Below are 18,304 nucleotides of genomic sequence, written 5' to 3'. Positions count from 1 at the left end.
CACCTCCAGGCCCTCGCCGCGCAGCGCCCACTCGATACCGGCGTGGTAGTCGGCGACGACGAGCGCGCGCTCCCCCGAGCACCCCGCCTCGCTGACGTCCGCGACGGCGGCCGGTTCGCCCGGTACGGGTTCGACCAGCGCCATCTAGATGGCTTTCAGGTGGTCGTCGCCGGACTCGTAGCACCGCCCGCTCATCAGCGCGTCCTGGATCGCGTCCTCGACCTCGCCCTCGTCTGCGTCCAGGTCGTCAGCCGCGGTCGCGACGATGTCATCGCGTAACGCTCCGTCGCCGTCGTCCAGACTGTCCATCAGGTCCACGACGTAGTCCTCGAGGTCGAGGTCCGGGTCGCCGGCCTCGGCGTCCTCGCGGTCGGACTCGGGCTCGTCGTACTCGTCCTCGGTGTACTCCGTGGTCGAGTCCGCGTCCGCCTGGGACTCGTCGAACGCTTCGTCGTCGGCGTCGAAGTCGCCGAGTTCGTCTTCCGCTTCGTCCTCGACGGACTCCCCGGCAGTTTCAGCCTCGTCTGTGGCCGACTCCTCTGCAGCTTCACCCTCCTCGTCGACGGATTCGCCGGCAGCTTCGCCCTCTTCGTCCGGGGATTCCGGGATGTCGGTTCCGCTGGAGAACTCGACGTCGTAGTTCTCCTTGACCTCCCGGCGTTCTTCCTCGGAGAGCTCGTACATCTCTTCGTCGCCCGCGGCCTCGGCGTCCGTTGGCGCGGCCTCCTCGGCCACGTCCTCGGGGTCGGGCGTCTCCGCGGCAGGACTCGCGTCCACTGCCGCTTCCCCGCCAGTCCCCGGCTCGGCTTCGTCGTCTACAGTCGCCTCGGACTCCGACTCCGCGGTGGCCTCCTCGTCGGTGTCCCTCGTCGCCTCGGCCGCTTCCTCGTCGGCTGGCGCATCTGCCTCGGCAGCGGTAGCGTCGCCCGCTTGATCCACTTCTGCATCGGCCGCTCCGTCGTCCGCAGCCCCCGTTTCTGCATCGGCAGCCGCGGCTTCGTCCGCGTTCCCATGTTCTGGCTCGGAAGCGGCCGCGTCGTCGGCGGTGCTGGCGGCGGCCTCGACGTCCAGGTCCGCAGCGTAGGGCAGGGACGTGTCGCCGCCGTCGCCCGGCGACAGCGACAACTCGCCGGCTTCGTCGAGGTCGCCCGCGACGACGCGTGCGGCGTCGAGCGCGAGTTCCCGCACGGCGTCCAGGTAGTCGGGCGTCGTGCCGTAGTGGTCGAGCGCGAGCGGGATTCCCGCCGCGAGCCCGGACTGGACGCCCGCGTCCTCGAGGATGCGCTGAAGGTTCTCGCCGCGCTCGACGCGCTCGTGGGCGGCCGCCATCGTCGACACGCGGTCGACGGTCTGCTCGGCGGTCGCGACGGCCCAGCGGTCCCGGGTCTCCGCGTCGACTTCGCTGACTTCCTCCGGCCGGATGGACGTGTAGATGACGTCCGCGTCGTCGGGCTGGAACGTCCGGGCTTTCCCGGTGACCGCGACGAACGACGGCGCGTCCGCGGACTCCAGCGCCGCGAGCGCTTCCGGCTGGTACTGGCCCGCGTAGATGACGAACGCGCCCGTCGGGTCGACCACGCGGGCGCGCACGACGTCGTCGCTGACCTGCTCGACTTCCGTGAGCACGCCGACGACGAACATCCGGTTGACGCGCGCCCCGGTCGGCGTCACGACGTAGTTGGGCGCGCGCTCCTCGTCGCTCTCCGCGTACGAGTAGTTCGCGTCCTCGAACTCCGCCGCGAACAGCCGGTACGCGACCTCGCGTCGGTTGATCTCGTCAGATTCGGATTCGCTCATGCCTGCACCTCCTGGAGGAAGGCCTTCGCGCGTTCGGCGGGGTCGTCGAAGGACTCCCGGAACTCCGTCGTCTCGAGGTTCGCGCCGTACTCGTCGACGGAGAGGTGGCCGCGCACCCGGTACTCCTTGCCGACGAGGTCGTCGGCGATGGTCTCCGCGACGACCTCCTGGTCCATCGCGTCGCGGGCCTGCTGGCGGGCGTCCTCGATGCCGCCGCCGTAGACGTCCTCAGTGAGGTCGCGGTCGAGCACGACCGTGACGGTGTCCGTGCCGTCGTCCAGAATCGCTTTCACGCGCAGGTCGTCCTCGCCTTCCACGTCGCCGTGCTGGCGGCACTGTCCCTTCTGGACGACGCGTCCGCACTCGGGACAGCGCTGGATGAGCCCGGAACCGTCCCGGACTTCGATGACGTTCCCGACGAGTTCGATGTCGTAGGCGCCGCCGCGGTCGACGGCCTCCCGGATCTCCATCCGGGTTGGTCCGCCGACTTCGACGTCGCGGTCCAGCGCCTCGACGGTCGAGAACTCCGAGACGTTGACGGACGGAACGCCCCGGAACTCGCGCACGTAGACGTCCTCGAGGCGGACGGACGCGCCCTCCTCGATTTCCGCGTGCGGGTCCCAGTCCGTGAACGGCAGGCGCGCGGACTCGTCGCCGAACACGCCGCTGAGAATCTCCGTTTCGCCGTCCCGTCCGTCGATGGTCCGGGTCTCGACCTCCGTCACCCGGACTTCGACGTTCCGTCCGCGGTCCCCTGGCGAGAGGGCCGCGAGGTCGCGGTCCCCGCCGACCTCGTAGGGGACGTCGACGTCGTCGGCCTTGCTGACGGTCGAGGACTCCCCGAAGTTCAACTCCGGTTCGCCCTCCCACTCGCGGACGCTGGCGTTCCCGATTGTGATGGTGTCGCCGGCTTCGAGGCCGAAGTCCTCCCACGCGGTGTAGGATATCCTCCCGGTCTCGTCGGCGAGTTCGCCCTCGTGGATGACGTGGTCGTCGCCCTGGTACCGGATCGAGCGCTGCCCCGTCGTGAGGACTTTCGCGGTCACCGTGACGTTCCCGGACTCGGGCGTGACGTCGACGATGTCGACGGCGGTCGGGCCGCTCGAACTGCCGCCCGAGTCGTCGCCGTACTTGCGCCGGAGGCTCCGCTTGGCTTCCTCCACGGGGACGCTGTACTCCACGAGGTTCTGCAGGTTCTCTTTGACCTCCGCTTTGTCAACACCGAGGTCGGAGGCGAGCTCCTCGGCGTGGTCGTCGATGTTCATGCACGTCGAACTGCGTGGCCCTCCCGTAAAAAGGATTCCTCGCGCGCGTGACGCGCGACGTTCGGCACCTTCGCGCAGGCGCCAAACGTGGAGCGAAATCGGTTTCCCGCCGCCGCCGAGTACAGAGCGTATGCACGTCGTCGTGAACGCCGCGATGAGCGCGGACGGCAAACTCTCCACGCGGCGCCGGGAGCAAGTCGATATCAGCGGCGCGGACGACTTCCGGCGCGTCGACGAACTCCGCGCCAGCGTCGACGCCGTGATGGTCGGCGTCGGAACCGTGCTCGCAGACGACCCGTCGCTGACCGTCGACGACCCCGAACTCGTCGCCGAACGCGAAGCCCGCGGCGAATCCCCGCAGCCGGCCCGCGTCGTCGCGGACTCGCACGCCCGCACGCCGCCGGACGCGACGCTGCTCGACGACGCCGCGGAAACGTTCGTCCTCTGCGCAGAAGAAGAACCCCCGGGCCACCACGAGACCCTGGAGGATGTCGGTGCGACCGTCGTCGTCGCCGGCGAGAACCGCGTCGCGCTGCCGGAGGCGTTCGAGGAACTCCAAGCCCACGGCGTCGAGGACCTCATGGTTGAGGGCGGCGGCGAACTCATCTTCTCGCTGTTCGCCGCGGACCTCGTCGACGACCTCTCCGTCTACGTCGCGCCGAAGATCATCGGCGGCCGAGAAGCGCCGACACTCGCGGACGGCGACGGCTTCGTCGGCGACTTCCCCGAACTCGAGGTGGCGGCCGTCGAACGCCTCGGCGACGGCGTCCTCCTCGAGTACGAGTGCTAGTCCGCGGTTGACGGGCCGCGCAGGTCACGTCCTGTCGCCGACGGGTATCTCGCGGGAGTGACGTACTGCCGTACCGGGTGGTGTGGGCCTGTGTTTCAGCCCTCGACAGCGAAGGCCAACGCCGATCTGACACCCCTAATATTAATAGATGCAGATATGAACTATTAAATATGGAAGCTGAATGGGAGGAAGTGACCGGCTACGTCGTCATCGGGCTCCTGCTCGTCGCTCTCGCGTTGGTACTGGCGGGCATCGAAACAATCGGTGGGTACGACGTCATGGCAGCGGGACAAACGGCGACCGGCTACCTGGCCGCCGGCAACTTCAGCGTCGGCGTCATGTCGACGGGCATCTTCTCCGTCGGAATCTTCGCGGCGGGAATCTTCTCCGTCGGGCTATTCGCAATCGGCATCTTCTCGATCGGCATTTTCTCCTTCGGAATCTATGCCGCAGGAATCTACGCGGCACAGCGACACATCAGGTCCAGCGAGTAGGACCGAACCAGCCGCCGCTGTGTGGCTGTGCACCCCACTGCCGTCGGCGTCCCGCACGTCGACTAATGCTGGTGGCCGGTCGCTTCGCCGTACGTCATGCCGAAGCGGTCCTCGAACTGGTCGAGCGTGGCTTCTTCGACGTCCTGCAGTTCCTGGGTGGGTTCGTCCTCGCTGTGATGGGTGAGCATGTGCGCGCGCTGCGCGAACGCCATCAGCGCGATGTCGCCGACGACCTGCGCCTCTGACTCGTCGTCTTCCTCGCTGAAGATCTCGACCAGTCGCGCGGGAATCGTCACGTCGTCGGTGTTGCCGTCCGAGTCCTCGATGGTGAACGTGGCTTCGTCCATGTCCCAACGGACGCGGCCGTCACTAAAAGGAGTGGGGATAACGGGCCGGAACGCCGAGACCTCAGTCTACGCGGCTTCGTCGGTCCACGCCGGCTCGACGACAGTCGTCTCGTTGACGCCCGTCGCCCGGACTGTCGCGGTCGCTGAGGCCTCGCCGTCCGGGCCGTCCACGGTCAGCGAGATGGAGAGTTCCCGGACGTAGCCGTCGCCGTCGACGACGAGGGTCGCCGACGCCGCGGTCACGTTCTCCGCGTCGAAGTTCGTCTCGTCCGAGGGCCGGACGCGGTCGGCCTCGAAGACGTACGCGCCGTCCGCTGTGCCGGCGTACTCGAACGTGAACGCCTGGAGGACGCCCGGCGGGACCTGAATCCGGGACTGTTCGGCGACGAACTCGTCGAAAGCCTCGCCGGTCAGGTTCTGGTCGTCTCGCGAGTACTGGCGGTCGTCGGCCGTCCCCGACTCCGCGTACACGGTGCCGTTCGCGACGAACGTGTTCTGGATGCGGGTGGTGTTGCTGAAGCTGGTCGTGACAGAGAGGTTCGCGCGCTGCGCGTCGTTGCGCACCGCGATGCGGGACTGCGTCGTCGCGCCCGTGTTGGATTCGCTGTGCCTCGAGAAGACGAACGACGACGCGTTTGCCAGCGCGGCTTCGTGCGCGTCGAACAGACGCTCGTAGGCGACCGTCTCGTTCGCGTACACCCACGGCTGCTCGGTGACGTCGGGGAGCGTCGTGTTCGGTGTCTCCGTGCTCGTCGCGTCGCCGTCGGCCGTTGCGTCCGACGCGGCCGTCGGACCGCCCAGCGACCCGCCGCTACACCCTGCGAGCGCGACCAGCGCGACGACGACGACAGCCACTCGTCTCGACATACCACGGGGTCTGCCTGGACGCCACAAAAAGCGTTCGCAGTCCGCAGCCTCACTGTCGGAACTGTTCGCGGCCCGTTGTCCCCCGTCAGAACGTGGTCGCGGCCCGCTGCCTCGCGTCAGAACGTGGTCGCGGTTCGTCAGTCGTCTGCCGGCGCGGCTTCGCCGCCCTCGCCGGCGGCCGCGCTGACCTCGCTCTCCAGGTACTCGTCGGCGTCGATGGCGGCCTTGCAGCCCATGCCCGCGGCCGTGACGGCCTGCTGATAGTGGAAGTCCACCACGTCGCCCGCGCCGAAGATGCCCTCGACGTCAGTCTTCGTCTGGCCGCCGCCCTTCCCGCCTCGGGTCACGATGTAGCCGTCCTCGTCGAGGTCCACGGCCGTGTCCTCGAGGTAGTCCGTGTTCGGCGTGTGGCCGATGGCGACGAAGAACGCGCCGACGTCCAGCGAGAACTGCTCGGTGGCGTCGTCGTCCAGTTTCGCTGTCGGGTGGCCTTCGGGGTGGCGGACGAGGGTCACGTCCTCGACGCCGTCCTCGGGGGTGCCGTTGACCTCGACGGCTTCCGTGTTCCAGAGGACTTCGATGTTGCCGTCGTCGACGTGCTCCTGGACGCGCTCCTGCCAGTAGTCCTCCGCGCGGAGTTCCTCGCGGCGGTGGACGAGGTAGACGGTGTCCGCGAACTTCGTGAGGAAGCTGGCTTCCTCTGCGGCCGCGTCACCGCCGCCGACGACCACCATGTCTTCGCCCTTGAAGAACGCGCCGTCGCACGTCGCGCACGTCGACACGCCGTACCCCATGAGCTCGTCTTCGCCTGGGATGCCGAGCGTGCGTGCGCTCGCGCCGGAGCCGGCGATGACCGCGTCGGCGGTGTAGACGTCGCCGTTCGAGAGTTCGACGCGGAACGGCCGCTCGGAGTCGTCGACGGACTCCACGACGCCGTGCTCGAGTTCGGCGCCGAAGCGCTTGGCCTGCTCTTTCATGTTGTTGATGAGGTCCGGACCGGAGATGCCCTCTGGGAACCCCGGATAGTTGTCGACTTCCGTGGTGAGCGTGAGCTGGCCGCCGGGTTCGTCGCCCTCGAACAGCAGCGGTTCGTTGTTCGACCGCGCGGCGTAGATACCGGCGGTGAGCGCCGCGATGCCGGTTCCCGCGATGATGAGCTTCCGGTGATCAACGATCTCCTCGCCGCCGTCGGTCGCGAGGCCGAGTTTCTCGTCGAGTTCCCCGGACTGCTCCAGGTCGTGCGTGTCGTCCCAGCCGCCGACGAGTTCGTCGTCGATGAAGACTTCGGGAGCGGTCTCGCGGCCGTTCGCGCGCTCTTTCATCTCCGCGAACAGGTCCTCGTCGCCGGTGACGTTGTACGTCTCGTAGTCGATGCCCTTCTCGTCGAAGAGGTCCGTGGCCTTCTCGCAGTACGGACAGTTCGTCTTCGTGTAGATCTCTACTCGGGGCTCGTCGCTCATACACCCTAGTGGACGGGCGTGGCGTTTGTAGGTTGTGTTGACCGGGAAGCATGCCGGCAGTCGCCAGGCGGCGTGCGACTCGGGAACGAGGCGGCCACCCAAGCGCTTACGCCGCCAGTCGCCCCACGTCCGGGTATGGCCGCAGACCTCCACGAGAAGATGGACCGCTACGAGGGACTGCTCGCGGACGCGCTCGACGAAGCCGACGCAGTGCCGCCGGCCGAGACGCCGCTGGGCGAGGCCGCCGCCGAGTACGAGGAGATGGCGCAGTCGTACCTCGAGGACGGGCGGCATTTCCGCGAGCAGGACGACCCCGTGAACGCGCTCGCGGCGTTCTCCTACGGACACGCCTGGCTGGACGCCGGCGCCCGCATCGGCCTGTTCGACGTCCCGGAGACCGGGCACCTGTTCACGGTGTAATCGCCAACGGGTGCCGGGACTCCGGCAGGGCGCGCGGCGTCGGGTAGTTTTACGGTACTGGGTCGTCTCTCCAGAGCCAATGGAGGCCGCGCTCTGGTACGTGTTGACGGGGACGCGCGGCGGCCCGAATCGCGTGCGCCTCCTGCGGGCCGTCGCAGACCGTCCGCGGAACGCGAACCAGCTCGCGGAAGACCTGGATCTGGACTACAAGACGGTCCGACACCACCTCGACGTACTCGTGGACAACGACATCGTGGAAGCCAGTGGCGACGACTACGGCGCCGTCTACCTGCCGACGGAGATGGCCCGCGACCACTGGGACACCGTCGAGGAAATCATCCAGGAGGTGGACTAATGCAGGATACTGGGCGAATATCGGCCGAATTTGGGAAAGTGTATAACTGTGGGTCCTGCCAAGGGTGGGATAGATGACTATCTGGGCGGACGTGACGCGAGCGGCGATGGCGCTCAACGTCGTCCTACTGCTCGTGCTCTGCAGCGTGTGGGCCCGCAACTATCGACAGATCAAGTCCAAACACACGCTCGGCCTGCTGCTGTTCGGTCTACTGCTCCTCGGCGAGAACCTGCTCGGACTGTACTACTTCGCTGTCCACGACGTGCTCACAGCGTGGTTCACCGGCCTGCCGTCCATCTCCGGGACGGCGTTCATGGTCCTCCGCCTCCTGGAGTCGGCCGCTATCGCGTTCCTGCTGTGGGTGACGTGGGACTGACAGCAGGGGCCGAGTAGCTCGCTGGTAGTGCTGAGCCCCCTCGTTCTGGAGTTCACATACTGGCTTCGCAGGTGGGTCAACGCGACTCGCATGTTACCGGTTTGACTTCGTATCCATCCGCTGTGGGGAAGCGCCGAACTGACGACCAGCCGTCGGTCACCACCCGCGAAATTACCAGTTCTGTGATACGGCTAGTAGTGGTTCTGAAACACCTATTATGGCGGGTTTGGGGGCGAATTTGGGCCCGAATTCGGGAAATCTTCTTTCAAGTACTCCCTGTCGTGTGTGGTATGCGGGAACGCATCCAGGCAATCGCACTCACAGTCGTCATCGTCGGATCGCTGTTCGCCGTCGCACCCGCGGCAGCGTCGGCATCCGGCCAGGAGGAGGCAGCGAGTGTCACCTTCGAGGCACAGACAAGCGGCGGCCACACGGTCACCGTCGACAGCGTCACGCTCCCCGAGGGCGGGTTCGTGACCATTCACGACAGTAGTCTCCAGGACGGCGAGCCGTTCGCCAGCGTGTCCGGGTCGTCTTCGTACCTCGAGCCCGGCACGCACGAGAACGTCACCGTCACGCTGGACGAACCGATCAGTGAGACGGAGTCGCTGGTCGCGATGCCGCACGAGGACACCGACGGCGACCAGGTCTACGAGTTCGTCTCGGCGAACGGCAACGCCGACGGGCCGTACACTGCTGACGGCGGCGCCGTCGTCGACGCCGCGGACGTGACGGCGTCCGCGACGGTGTCGATGTCCGACCAGCCGACTGACGGCGACTCAATCGTCGTCGACAGCGTCGAACTCGCCGAACCCGGCTTCGTCGCGGTGCACGACGACAGCCTGCTCGACGGCGACGCGCTCGGCAGCGTCGTCGGGCACTCCGAGTACCTCTCGGCGGGCGTCCACGAGAACGTCCGCATCGAACTCGACGAGTCCGTCGGCAACCAGACGCTGATTCCGATGCCGCACGTCGACTCAGACGACGACGAGACGTACGACTTCGTCACCGCCGAAGGGAGCGACGACGGTCCCTTTACGGACATGAACGGCGAGGCGGTCGTCACCACCGCAGCGGTCACGCAGTCGAACACCGCGTCCGTCAGCGCGACCGACCAGACCACGGGCGGGCACGCGGTCGTCACTGACTCCGTGTTCCTCCCAGAGGGCGGGTTCGTGACGATTCACGACGGCACCGTCACCGAGGGCCAGACGTTCGAGAGCATCCGCGGCACCTCCGAGTACCTCGAACCGGGCCTCCACCGGAACGTCCGCGTGAGCCTCGACGACCCGTACACCGAGGACGACACGCTCGTTCCGATGGCGCACATGGACACTGACGGCGACGAAGCGTACACGTTCGAGGAGTCGGGCGGCGAGAACGACGGGCCGTACACGGCCGACGGCGGTGCCGTCGTGGACACCGCGTCGGCGACAGTCTCCGCGTCGCTCAGCATGGCCGACCAGCAGTCCGACGGCCACACCGTTGTAGTCGACGCTGTCGACCTCAGCGAACCGGGCTTCGTGACGATTCACGACGCCTCCCTGTTCGCGGGCGAGACGTTCGGTAGCGTCGCGGGCACCTCGGAGTACCTCGAGGCCGGCCACCACGAGGACGTCGAAGTGACGCTCGACAATCCGCTGAACGAGTCCCAGACGGTCGTTCCGATGGCGCACCGGGACACTGACGGCGACCAGGCGTACACGTTCGCCGAGTCCGGCGGCGAGAACGACGGGCCGTTCGTCGCGAACGGTGGCGCAGTGGTCGACACCGCGCGCGCCTCCGTGAACGCGGTCGTGACGGTCAGCGACCAGGACAGCGACGGGTCGACGGTCGTCGTCGACTCGGTGACGCTCGCGAACGGCGGGTTCGTGACGATCCACGACGGCACGCTCGCGGACGGCGCCGTCTTCGACAGCGTTCGCGGCACCTCGGAGTACCTCGCGCCCGGCACCCACGAGGACGTCGAGGTCGCGCTAGACAGCGAACTCGACGGTGAGACGACGGTGTTCGCGATGGCACACGCCGACTCCGACGGCGACCAGGCGTACACGTTCGTCGAGTCAGAGGGCGCCGCCGACGGCCCCTACGTCGCCAGCGGCGCGCCGGTGATGGACACGGCGTCTATCGACGCGCCCGCGATGACGACCACGGAGTCGATGGAGACGACGGCGTCGATGGACACCACCGAAATGAACGACGACACGACCGGGATGGGTGACGACACCACCGAGGACGAGTCCGGCGGCGGCGCGCCAGGCTTCGGGCTCGCACTCGGGGTCCTCGCTGTCATCGGCGCCGCCCTGCTCGCGCTCCGGCAGCGCTAACACCCCTGGCTTCGGTCTCACAGTCGACCCGTTTTTCGCGCAGGAGCGACAGTCGCGCGGACCCCGACTTCTACGCGCAAGTAGTCGTGCAGTCGGTGAGGAGACGACGCCGGCGAGCGAATTCGACGGCGTCACAGACCAGCTCCCGGCGGACTACGACGACCTCTTCGAGTTCGTCGGGGAGTCCGACTACTACTGACTGACACCGGGCCCCCACCTTTTTCCCGACAGGCGTCCCACTCCAGAGCATGGCGCACGAGGCGTACGTGCAGTTGGTCTGTCCTGAATGCCAGAAACAGTGGGAGAGCACGCCGAGCGAGTTGCCGTCCCACGCCGAAAACTTCAGCTGTCCGAACTGTCACGCGACACGGCGCATGGCCGAGTTCATGCGAACCGACCGCGACCTCGAGAACTTGAAGCGACTCCAGTAGCGCGAGCGGTCGCCGCGACGCTGTTCCTCAGACCGCCGACCGGGCACCGCAGGCCTCGCAGTGGAGGCGCTCGCGGTCGTTCTCCGTCTCGATGTTGGTGTCTGGGAGGCCACACTCCGGGCACGTGACGTACGTGTCCACGTACTCGTCGAGGACTGCCTCGACGCGGCGCTGTCGGAACTCGCCGGTGAGTCGGGCGCGCCCGCTCTCGTCGATCTGGGCGCTGGTCCCGAGCTCGTTCTGCAGGAACTTCAGGACGTGGTCCTCCTCGCGGCCGAGGCGGTCCAGCGTCTCCTGGAAGTTCTCGTAGACCGTGACGTTGCCCTCTTCGCGTACGTTCGGTTCGGGGACCTCGAACCGGCTCTCGCTGCCCGCGATGTCGGGCTTTTGCTCCATCGCGCGGTCGAGTTGCTCTTCGTAGTCCATACAGTGTGGAAGTGGTGGACCCCACAAAAGCCTTTCAAAAGAGTCATACCGTCTCCGTCCATGAGGGACTGTGACATACGGAGAGCCGTGGTAACAGCTCTCAGGATAATACTATAACCCCGTGACCGTTAGAACCGGGTGTCATGAAGAAGCAGGAGCTCATCCACCTTCACGGCCTTCTTGCAGAGGTCGGGAACTACTACGAGGAGTGCGAGAACGACGACATTCCACTGGACGAGTACGAGACACTCGGGGTACGACCGACGTCCATCCACAAATCGAAAACTGACCACAAGGCGGCTGTTTTTGCGCTCGCGGGCGGCATCACTTCGGCGATGAACGAACCCGAAGAACAGGAAGCCGTTCCTGCGTCCGCCGACTAACGTAGCGGAACGCGACGCCCCTGTCGACCCAACACCCCACAGCGACGGCGCCGTCGCTCGCAATCGGCTTCTCCGGTCGCCAAGCCCCCGAACCCGGGTCCACAGTCGTTCCTGCCGGCGACTCTGGACGTCGTCACCGTGCTGTATAGTGCTCGCGCCCCGGCGAGTCCAGCCGGTCTCCCTCCCAAGAGACCTCCCGCGCCCCCGTCCTGCGCGCCCGGCTACTCCTCCGACAGCTCGGTTTCGTCGGCGTCCTCGTCATCGGTGTCTTCGATCTCCTCGACGACCAAGACCTCCAGCGGAATGTTCTCGAGCCGCTGGCCGATCTCCTTGCGCGCGATGCGCGAGGCGTGCTCGTCGCGCTCGACGTTGAACACCGTCATCTCCAGTTCGAGCGCGACGAGGCTCTCGTCGGCCGCCACGAACGCCGGGTCGAGGGCGTCGCCGCAGTGTGGACACGACCGCTCCCCCATGTCGATCTCCACGTAGTTGAGGTCGGGATTGAGCATCTCGCCTGTCTTCGAGATCGCGATGCGAACGGCCTCGTCTGCGTTCTGCACGTCGTAGACGGGGACCGCTGCTTCGACCACCACCCTACAATCCATGGCTATGTGACTAGTTCACGGGCTACGTAGAAGAAATTTGGCTTCGAACCGAACTCGTCTTCCCCGCTGACGGCCAATTGTCGGGCAGATGGACCGCGGCGCTATCCCGACCTCGGACATCCCCGGCGCTGTCGACGTCCAGGCGACACTGGAGAGCGGTCAGACCTACCTCTGGTGGCGTCCGGACGGCGCGACTTACGAGACGGACGGCGCGTACGGCGGCAGCGCCTGGTACCGGACCGTCGTCGACGGGGACGTCGTGGAGGTGCGGCAGACGGCCGACGCCATCGAGTGGCGGTCCACGACCGACGCCGCGCCGCTCGTCCGGGAACTGCTCGGCCTCGACGACGACCTCCACGAGATTCGGCGCGCTGCGAACGGTGACGACCTCACGAGCGCGGCGTGGGACGCCTACGACGGCCTCCGCATCGTCCGCGACCCCTTCTTCGGCTGCCTCGTGTCCTTCATCTGTTCGGCGCAGATGCGCGTCGAGCGCATCTTCGCGATGCAGGAAGCGCTCCGCGAACAGTACGGCGCCCCCATCGAGTACGGCGGCGAGACTGTGCACGCGTTCCCGGAGCCCGGGGCGCTGGCCGCCGCGACAGAACAGGAGTTGCGGGACCTGAAACTCGGCTACCGCGCGCCGTACGTCCAGCGCACCGCCGAGATGGTGGCCTCCGGCGAACTCACCGAACGGGACGTCCGCGGCCGCGCCTACGAACTCGCCCGCGAGCAACTCACGGGGTTCGTCGGCGTCGGCGACAAGGTCGCGGACTGCGTGCTGTTGTTCTCCCTGGGCTACCTCGAGGCGGTCCCGCTGGACACCTGGATTCGGTCCGCCATCGACGACCACTACCCGGACTGCGACCGCGGCAACTACGCGGACACCTCGCGGGCCATCCGCGAGCAACTCGGCCCGCACGCGGGCTATACGCAGACCTATCTGTTCCACTACCTCCGGTCTGGCGGCGACGCCTGAGACCGACCGGGAATCCCCCGCCGGGCCGGTTCACGGCGTAGGTTTTTGTTCGGTGCTGACACATACTACCACATGAGCGACACCGACCAGACGCGCGCCAGGGTCCTCGTCTCCGGGAAGGTCCAGGGCGTCTACTTCCGGGCGAACACGCGCGAACAGGCGACACAGCGCGGGGTGACCGGGTGGGTTCGGAACCTCCGGGACGGCCGCGTCGAAGCCGTCTTCGAGGGCGACGAGCGAGCGGTCGAGGAACTCGTGGAGTGGTGCCACGAGGGCAGTCCCGCGGCCCGCGTGGAGGACGTCGAAGTCGAGTACGACGACCCGAGCAGCTCCTCGCGCACGCCGTACTCCACGCGCTTCCTGGCTTCCCGGACTGCTGTCGCGCAGTCCACGTCGAGTTCGCCCGCGAGGCGCTCGGCGGCGTGCAGCAGCCAGTCGGCCGTCTCAACCTTCCCCCGGATGTCGCCAGGGCCGACGTCGTAGCGCTCCGCGATGCGGTCCTCGTCCAGCTCCGACGCCCAGTCCTCGAGGAGCTTCGCCGTCTTCAGCGCGGACAGCCAGTCCTCCCAGTCGGCCTCCTCCTCGCGGGGCGCGCGCCCGAGCAGTTCGGTCTCGCGCTCGTACGCCAGTTCGGTGTACCGCTCGCGGTCTCCCGACCGCAGGTAGAGTTCGTACATGTCCGGTGTCCGGCTCACCAGGTGGAAGAGCCCGAACGGTGTCGGATCCGCGCTCGCGTCGCTCCCGTCGTCGGGGTTCGCGGTGCCCGCGTCGTCAGCGGTCAGTTCGCTGGCCGTCTGGAAGCCCGCGTCCGTCGGGTCGCCGGTCGCGCGATTCGCGCCGCCCCCGCCGTTCGCACTCGCCGACGGTCGTGCCGCGTCCCGGAGGCCGTTCACGAGCGTCGCCGCGCTCATCGGGTCGACGTACAGCCGGCTGACAAGGTGGCCGGTGCTGGTCGCGCGCAGCACGCCGTCCTCGCGCTCCACGAACTCGTTGCGGTCGAGGTACGCGAGCACGTTCCGCGCGACGTCCCGGAGCCGCGCGGGGTCGTCGGTCTGCGTGGCGTACAGCGTCTCCCCGAGGAACTCGTGGAGCGCCTCCTCCGTCGTCGTGAACCCCGTGGCGATGGCGGCCAGCACGTGCGTGCGCAGCGCGGGCTCGGCCGCGAGTTTCGACCGCACCGGCTCGGGGTCGGCGTAGATGTAGCGGTCGAACAGCTCCTCGAGTTGTCGTGGCTGCTCGCCAGCAGGACGGCCTCCCCGTAGGGGTCTCGGCCGGGCCGGCCCGCGCGCCCGAACATCTGGTGGACTTCCAGCACCGAGAGCGGCTGCATCCCGCCCGCGGTGCCGTCGTAGCGCTGCCAGTCCCGCACCCACGACCCCGCCGGCTCGGCCGTGTTCACGCCCGCCGCCAGCGTCGGCGTCGCCGACACCACCTTGATGGCGCGGTCCCGGAACGCGTCCTCCACGAGCTCGCGGTGCTCGCGTGCGAGGCCCGCGTGGTGGAACGCCGCCCCCTTCTCGACGGCGTCCGCGAGGTCCTCGCTGGTCTCGGTGTCGCTGACGCCCCGGATCTCGTCGGCGACCGACTGGAGGCGCTCCCGCTCGTCGTCCGTGATGCCGTTGGTCGTCACGTCCGCGAGCCGTCGCGCCGCCGCCTCCGCGTTCCGCCGCGAGTTCACGAACACGAGCGTCGACCCCTCGTCCTGGAGCGTGTCCTCGACGATGGCGGCGGTCTGGCTGTCGCTGCGCCCCGTCGAGAGTTCTTCCTGTGTGCCGTCGTCGTAGTGGACCGCCTGCCCGTAGTGGACGCCCGTCCGCAGGTCGATTGGGCGCCACTCGGAGTCCACGAGTTCGGCGTCGAGCCAGTCCGCGATCTCGTCGGCGTTCCCGACCGTCGCGGACAGCGCCACGACCTGCAGGTTCCGGACGCGCTGGCGGAGTTTCGCGAGCGTCACCTCCAGCGTGGGGCCGCGGTTCTCGTCGTCCACGAGGTGGACCTCGTCCGCGACCACGCAGGAGAGGTCGTCGATCCAGCCGGCGCCGTTGCGCACCAGCGAGTCCACTTTCTCCGAGGTGGCGACGATGACGTCGTTGTCCGCCAGCCGCGACCCGTCGTCCTGGTAGTTCCCCGTCGAGACGCCGACAGAGAGGCCGAACTGCTCGAACTCCTCGAACTCGGTGGCCTTCTCGCCGGCGAGCGCGCGCAGCGGCACGATGTACAGCGCCGTCCCGCCGCGCTCGACGGCCGACAGCATCGCCAGCTCCGCGATCAGCGTCTTCCCGCTGGCGGTCGGCACGCTCGCCACGAGGCTCTCGCCCTCGGCGACGCCGGCCTCGACGGCCTCGCCCTGCGGGGGGTAGAGCTCCTCGATGCCCTCCGACTGGAGGTAGTCGGCGACCCCCTCGGGGAGGCCCGACACGTCCGCGACTCTCATTGGACAGGGATAGGCTCGTCCCGCGGTTTAAACTGTCGCACGGGGCGGCTGGCCGGACCGCTTCCCCGGCAACGATTTATCCGCGGGACTGTCAGGGTGGAGTATGCGAATCGAGTACGACCGGGACGTCTGCATCGGGATGTTCCAGTGTGTCGCGGAGTGGGACGCCTTCGAGGAGGACACGGACGCGGGGAAAGCAGTCCTGCAGGACAGCGAGGCGGTCGAGGACGACCTGTTCGCCCGTGAGGTGCCCGAGGACGCCGAACTGGACGCGAAGTTCGCGGCGCGGGCGTGTCCCGTGGACGCCATCACGGTGTACGACGACGACGGCGAACAGCTGATCCCCTGAACCCGGGCGCTGACAGTTCTCCCGCTGCTCTGTCCCGCGTACGGTGACTCGCCCGGCCAAATATTTATGGTAACAAATAGCATACTTCACGGTGTCATGTGCCACCACTGGGAGGAGCTCCCGGTCGAGGAACTGAACGCGGAGACCGAACTCGAAGCCGAGGACAGCGACGAACTCGAGCAGGAAGTCGCGCCCGCGTGACAGCCCGACTGTCGGCGCACCGCTCGCGAAGCAGCGCACAACGACTCGCAGCAACTGTTCGTCGTCGCGTACGCGGAGCGGTAGCCGTTACTCGATGACCGCCTCGGCCTCGATTTCCACGACGAGGTCGTCGTCGATGAGCCGGTTCACCTCCACCATCGTCGCCGCCGGCCGCACGTCCCCGAAGGCCTCCTCGTGTGCGCGGCCGACGGCCTCCCAGTCGTCGATGTCGGTGACGAACAGCCGCGTCCGCACGACGTCCTCCAGGGACGCGCCGGCCTCGCGGAGCGCCTCCCCCACGACGTCGATGACATGAACGGTCTGCTCGTAGGGGTCGCCGGGCGCGACCACCTCTCCGTTCTCGTCGGTCGCCGTCGTTCCCGCGACCCGCACCTCGTCGCCGGTGCGGACGGCCCGCGAGTACCCGACGCGGTCCTCCCAGTCTGTACCGGAGCGAACTCGTTGCACGACTGCCAGTCGTCCCACCAACAGAAAAACGTCCGGGCGGTCCGGTGCAGCGCTACGCGATCTTCTCGTACTGCTCGCTGAGCTTCTCGGCGGCCTCGCCGAGCTGGTCGCGCTCGTACTCCGTGAGGTCCCACTCCACGACCTCCTCGACGCCGTTCGACCCGAGTTTCACGGGGACGCCGAGGCCGACGTCGTCGAGACCGAACTCGCCGTCGAGCACGAGGCTGCCGGGGAGGACTTCCCCGGTGTCCCGGAGGATTGCCTCCACCATGTGCGCGACGCCGGTCGCCGGCCCCCACTGCGTGGCGCCCTTCTTCTCGATGACGTTGATCGCGGACGTCTGGAGTTCGCTCAGGATCTCCTCCTTCTCGTCGTCGCTGAACTCGGGGTCCGCGCCGTTCACGCGCACCTTCGAGAACACGGGCACCTGGGCGTCGCCGTGCTCGCCGAGAATGGTGGCTTCGACGTTCTGGACGGGCGCGTCGAAGCGCTGCCCGAGTACGTACCGGAAGCGCGCGGAGTCCAGGCGGCCGCCGAACCCGACGACCTTGTGTCGGTCGCGGTCGCCCGACTCGTAGAGGTGGCGGTTCAGGAGGTCGACGGGGTTCGACGTCGTCACGGTGACGAAGTCGTCGTTGTGTTCGGCCAGCGAGGAGCCGATGTCCTCCATGATGGGCGCGTTGTCGCCCGCGAGGTCGATGCGCGTCTGGCCCGGCTGGCGGGGGATGCCCGCGGTGACGACGACGACGTCCGAGCCAGCGGTGTCCTCGTAGGTGCCCTGGGAGACGTCGGTGTTCGAGTCGTAGGCGACGCCGTGGTTCGCGTCCGCGGCCTGCCCGATGGTCTCGTCTTCCTTGTCCGGGATGTCGACGAACACGAGCTCGTCGGCGACGTCGCGGAGCGCGAGGTTGTAGCCTGCGGCGGCGCCGACGGTGCCGGCGGCCCCCACGATGCTGACTTTCGTCATATCACGTAAATCACCGCCGGGGAATCCGTTAAGCGCTTCGATAACTCCACTCAGGCGGGAATCTGGGAACGACGACTGTCGAACTCTCCGTCGACGAGCGTCGGCGACGCGGGCGGGCTGGGTCGGGGTGGCGCGTCGCGAGTCGTCCCGCAGGGTTTTCGAGGCCTGCCGACCTTCGTACGCCCATGAGCGACACGGACGACGGCTTCGACGAGGAGGCCGTGCGGCGGGAACTCCGGGAGAAGTACGAGGACGACGACCGCGAGGAGACCGAGCGCATGAGCGAGCTCCTCCTGAAGGGCGCGACGATGACGAACCAGCACTGCGACGCCTGCGGCACACCGATCTTCCGGTACGACGGCCAGGCGTTCTGCCCGAACTGCCAGCACGAGTACGAGCAGGCGCAGGCCGACCAGCAGGGACAGGTCGACCAGCAGCGGACTCGCTGGCTTCGTTGACCGTGAGGCGACTCACGTCGGATACCTGGTCGCCGTCGCCGCTCACGGTGAGCCGGTACGCGCCAGATGCCAGCGGCGGGTCGTGCAGTTCGTACTCCGAGACGT

General features: G+C 67.7%; 19 protein-coding genes and 4 pseudogenes. 12 read left to right on the top strand and 11 right to left on the bottom strand.

Going from position 1 to position 18,304, the window contains the following annotated elements; translation table 11 throughout:
• The 3 genes and pseudogenes from GRX66_RS20755 to GRX66_RS07985 all read right to left on the bottom strand — a co-directional run.
• Positions 1-144: pseudogene (locus GRX66_RS20755) on the bottom strand (metallophosphoesterase); the annotation flags it as partial.
• Positions 145-1,797, bottom strand: a complete 1,653-nt coding sequence (locus GRX66_RS07990) for an RPA family protein (RefSeq protein ID WP_159526093.1) — start codon at positions 1,795-1,797, stop codon at positions 145-147.
• The gene (locus GRX66_RS07985) at positions 1,794-3,062 is read right to left on the bottom strand and encodes a Single-stranded DNA binding protein (RefSeq protein WP_159526092.1); all 1,269 of its coding nucleotides are present in this window, start codon (positions 3,060-3,062) and stop codon (positions 1,794-1,796) included. Before GRX66_RS07985 ends, GRX66_RS07990 begins: the two co-directional genes overlap by 4 nt.
• 130 nt (positions 3,063-3,192) lie before the next feature.
• On the opposite strand from GRX66_RS07985, the gene GRX66_RS07980 reads away from it, so the two are divergent.
• The gene (locus GRX66_RS07980; RefSeq protein ID WP_159526091.1) at positions 3,193-3,852 is read left to right on the top strand and encodes a 2,5-diamino-6-(ribosylamino)-4(3H)-pyrimidinone 5'-phosphate reductase; all 660 of its coding nucleotides are present in this window, start codon (positions 3,193-3,195) and stop codon (positions 3,850-3,852) included.
• 170 nt (positions 3,853-4,022) lie between these two features.
• Entirely contained in the window at positions 4,023-4,346 is a 324-nt protein-coding gene (locus tag GRX66_RS07975; protein WP_159526090.1) for a hypothetical protein, read from the top strand.
• Positions 4,347-4,408: 62 nt separating this feature from the next.
• Here the strand turns inward: GRX66_RS07975 and GRX66_RS07970 are convergent, their stop codons facing one another.
• The 3 genes from GRX66_RS07970 to GRX66_RS07960 all read right to left on the bottom strand — a co-directional run bounded on the left by GRX66_RS07970 (position 4,409) and on the right by GRX66_RS07960 (position 7,020).
• Positions 4,409-4,693, bottom strand: coding sequence for a DUF7545 family protein (locus tag GRX66_RS07970; RefSeq protein WP_159526089.1), 285 nt, complete (start codon positions 4,691-4,693; stop codon positions 4,409-4,411).
• Between the two features lie 66 nt (positions 4,694-4,759).
• Positions 4,760-5,560 (bottom strand): DUF7537 family lipoprotein, encoded by an 801-nt coding sequence (locus GRX66_RS07965; protein WP_159526088.1) that lies wholly within the window; start codon positions 5,558-5,560, stop codon positions 4,760-4,762.
• Between the two features lie 137 nt (positions 5,561-5,697).
• A complete protein-coding gene (locus GRX66_RS07960) occupies positions 5,698-7,020 on the bottom strand; it encodes an FAD-dependent oxidoreductase (protein WP_159526087.1) in 1,323 nt (440 codons plus the stop codon).
• A gap of 135 nt (positions 7,021-7,155) precedes the next feature.
• Here GRX66_RS07960 and GRX66_RS07955 point away from each other — a divergent pair, with 135 nt between their 5' ends.
• The 5 genes from GRX66_RS07955 to GRX66_RS07935 all read left to right on the top strand — a co-directional run bounded on the left by GRX66_RS07955 (position 7,156) and on the right by GRX66_RS07935 (position 10,929).
• On the top strand, positions 7,156-7,440 hold the full coding sequence (locus tag GRX66_RS07955; protein ID WP_159526086.1) for a DUF357 domain-containing protein: 285 nt from the start codon (positions 7,156-7,158) through the stop codon (positions 7,438-7,440).
• A 79-nt stretch (positions 7,441-7,519) separates the two neighbouring features.
• Positions 7,520-7,795 (top strand): ArsR/SmtB family transcription factor, encoded by a 276-nt coding sequence (locus GRX66_RS07950; protein WP_159526085.1) that lies wholly within the window; start codon positions 7,520-7,522, stop codon positions 7,793-7,795.
• 73 nt (positions 7,796-7,868) lie between these two features.
• Complete coding sequence (locus GRX66_RS07945) at positions 7,869-8,171, top strand: hypothetical protein (RefSeq protein ID WP_159526084.1); 303 nt, start codon at positions 7,869-7,871, stop codon at positions 8,169-8,171.
• A 290-nt stretch (positions 8,172-8,461) separates the two neighbouring features.
• A complete protein-coding gene (locus GRX66_RS07940) occupies positions 8,462-10,498 on the top strand; it encodes a DUF7282 domain-containing protein (RefSeq protein WP_159526083.1) in 2,037 nt (678 codons plus the stop codon).
• A 248-nt stretch (positions 10,499-10,746) separates the two neighbouring features.
• Positions 10,747-10,929 carry a DUF7836 family putative zinc-binding protein gene (locus GRX66_RS07935; protein WP_159526082.1) on the top strand — a complete coding sequence of 61 codons (183 nt, stop codon included), beginning with the start codon at positions 10,747-10,749 and terminating at the stop codon, positions 10,927-10,929.
• 27 nt (positions 10,930-10,956) lie between these two features.
• On the opposite strand, the gene GRX66_RS07930 is transcribed toward GRX66_RS07935, so the two are convergent.
• Complete coding sequence (locus GRX66_RS07930; protein ID WP_159526081.1) at positions 10,957-11,355, bottom strand: translation initiation factor IF-2 subunit beta; 399 nt, start codon at positions 11,353-11,355, stop codon at positions 10,957-10,959.
• A gap of 143 nt (positions 11,356-11,498) precedes the next feature.
• On the opposite strand from GRX66_RS07930, the gene GRX66_RS07925 reads away from it, so the two are divergent.
• Positions 11,499-11,738 (top strand): UPF0058 family protein, encoded by a 240-nt coding sequence (locus tag GRX66_RS07925; protein WP_159526080.1) that lies wholly within the window; start codon positions 11,499-11,501, stop codon positions 11,736-11,738.
• 221 nt (positions 11,739-11,959) lie between these two features.
• Here GRX66_RS07925 and GRX66_RS07920 read toward each other — a convergent pair whose 3' ends face one another.
• Entirely contained in the window at positions 11,960-12,343 is a 384-nt protein-coding gene (locus GRX66_RS07920; RefSeq protein ID WP_159526079.1) for a DUF555 domain-containing protein, read from the bottom strand.
• 88 nt (positions 12,344-12,431) lie between these two features.
• On the opposite strand from GRX66_RS07920, the gene GRX66_RS07915 reads away from it, so the two are divergent.
• Together GRX66_RS07915 and GRX66_RS19890 are read left to right on the top strand one after the other, a co-directional pair.
• Entirely contained in the window at positions 12,432-13,322 is an 891-nt protein-coding gene (locus GRX66_RS07915) for a DNA-3-methyladenine glycosylase family protein (RefSeq protein ID WP_159526078.1), read from the top strand.
• Positions 13,323-13,394: 72 nt separating this feature from the next.
• Positions 13,395-13,646, top strand: a pseudogene (locus GRX66_RS19890) (acylphosphatase); the annotation flags it as partial.
• On the opposite strand, the pseudogene GRX66_RS07905 reads toward GRX66_RS19890, so the two are convergent.
• Positions 13,646-15,756 (bottom strand): annotated as a pseudogene (locus GRX66_RS07905) (ATP-dependent DNA helicase); the annotation flags it as partial. The pseudogenes GRX66_RS19890 and GRX66_RS07905 sit on opposite strands and share 1 nt — an antisense overlap.
• 103 nt (positions 15,757-15,859) lie before the next feature.
• Between GRX66_RS07905 and GRX66_RS07900 the strand changes: the two are divergent.
• The gene (locus GRX66_RS07900; RefSeq protein WP_159526077.1) at positions 15,860-16,105 is read left to right on the top strand and encodes a ferredoxin; all 246 of its coding nucleotides are present in this window, start codon (positions 15,860-15,862) and stop codon (positions 16,103-16,105) included.
• A gap of 288 nt (positions 16,106-16,393) precedes the next feature.
• Here the strand turns inward: GRX66_RS07900 and GRX66_RS07895 are convergent, their stop codons facing one another.
• Together GRX66_RS07895 and mdh are read right to left on the bottom strand one after the other, a co-directional pair.
• Positions 16,394-16,774, bottom strand: a complete 381-nt coding sequence (locus GRX66_RS07895; protein WP_325064005.1) for a RidA family protein — start codon at positions 16,772-16,774, stop codon at positions 16,394-16,396.
• 52 nt (positions 16,775-16,826) lie between these two features.
• Positions 16,827-17,741, bottom strand: coding sequence for a malate dehydrogenase (gene mdh, locus GRX66_RS07890; RefSeq protein WP_159526076.1), 915 nt, complete (start codon positions 17,739-17,741; stop codon positions 16,827-16,829).
• Between the two features lie 185 nt (positions 17,742-17,926).
• On the opposite strand from mdh, the pseudogene GRX66_RS07885 reads away from it, so the two are divergent.
• Positions 17,927-18,133: pseudogene (locus tag GRX66_RS07885) on the top strand (Sjogren's syndrome/scleroderma autoantigen 1 family protein); the annotation flags it as partial.
• Between the last annotated feature and the right edge of the window lie 171 nt (positions 18,134-18,304).

This window comes from Halobacterium bonnevillei (assembly GCF_009831555.1).
Lineage (GTDB): Archaea > Halobacteriota > Halobacteria > Halobacteriales > Halobacteriaceae > Halobacterium > Halobacterium bonnevillei.
The sequence above is the reverse complement of the archived record's forward strand: the minus strand, read 5'-3'. Positions and strand labels throughout refer to the sequence as shown.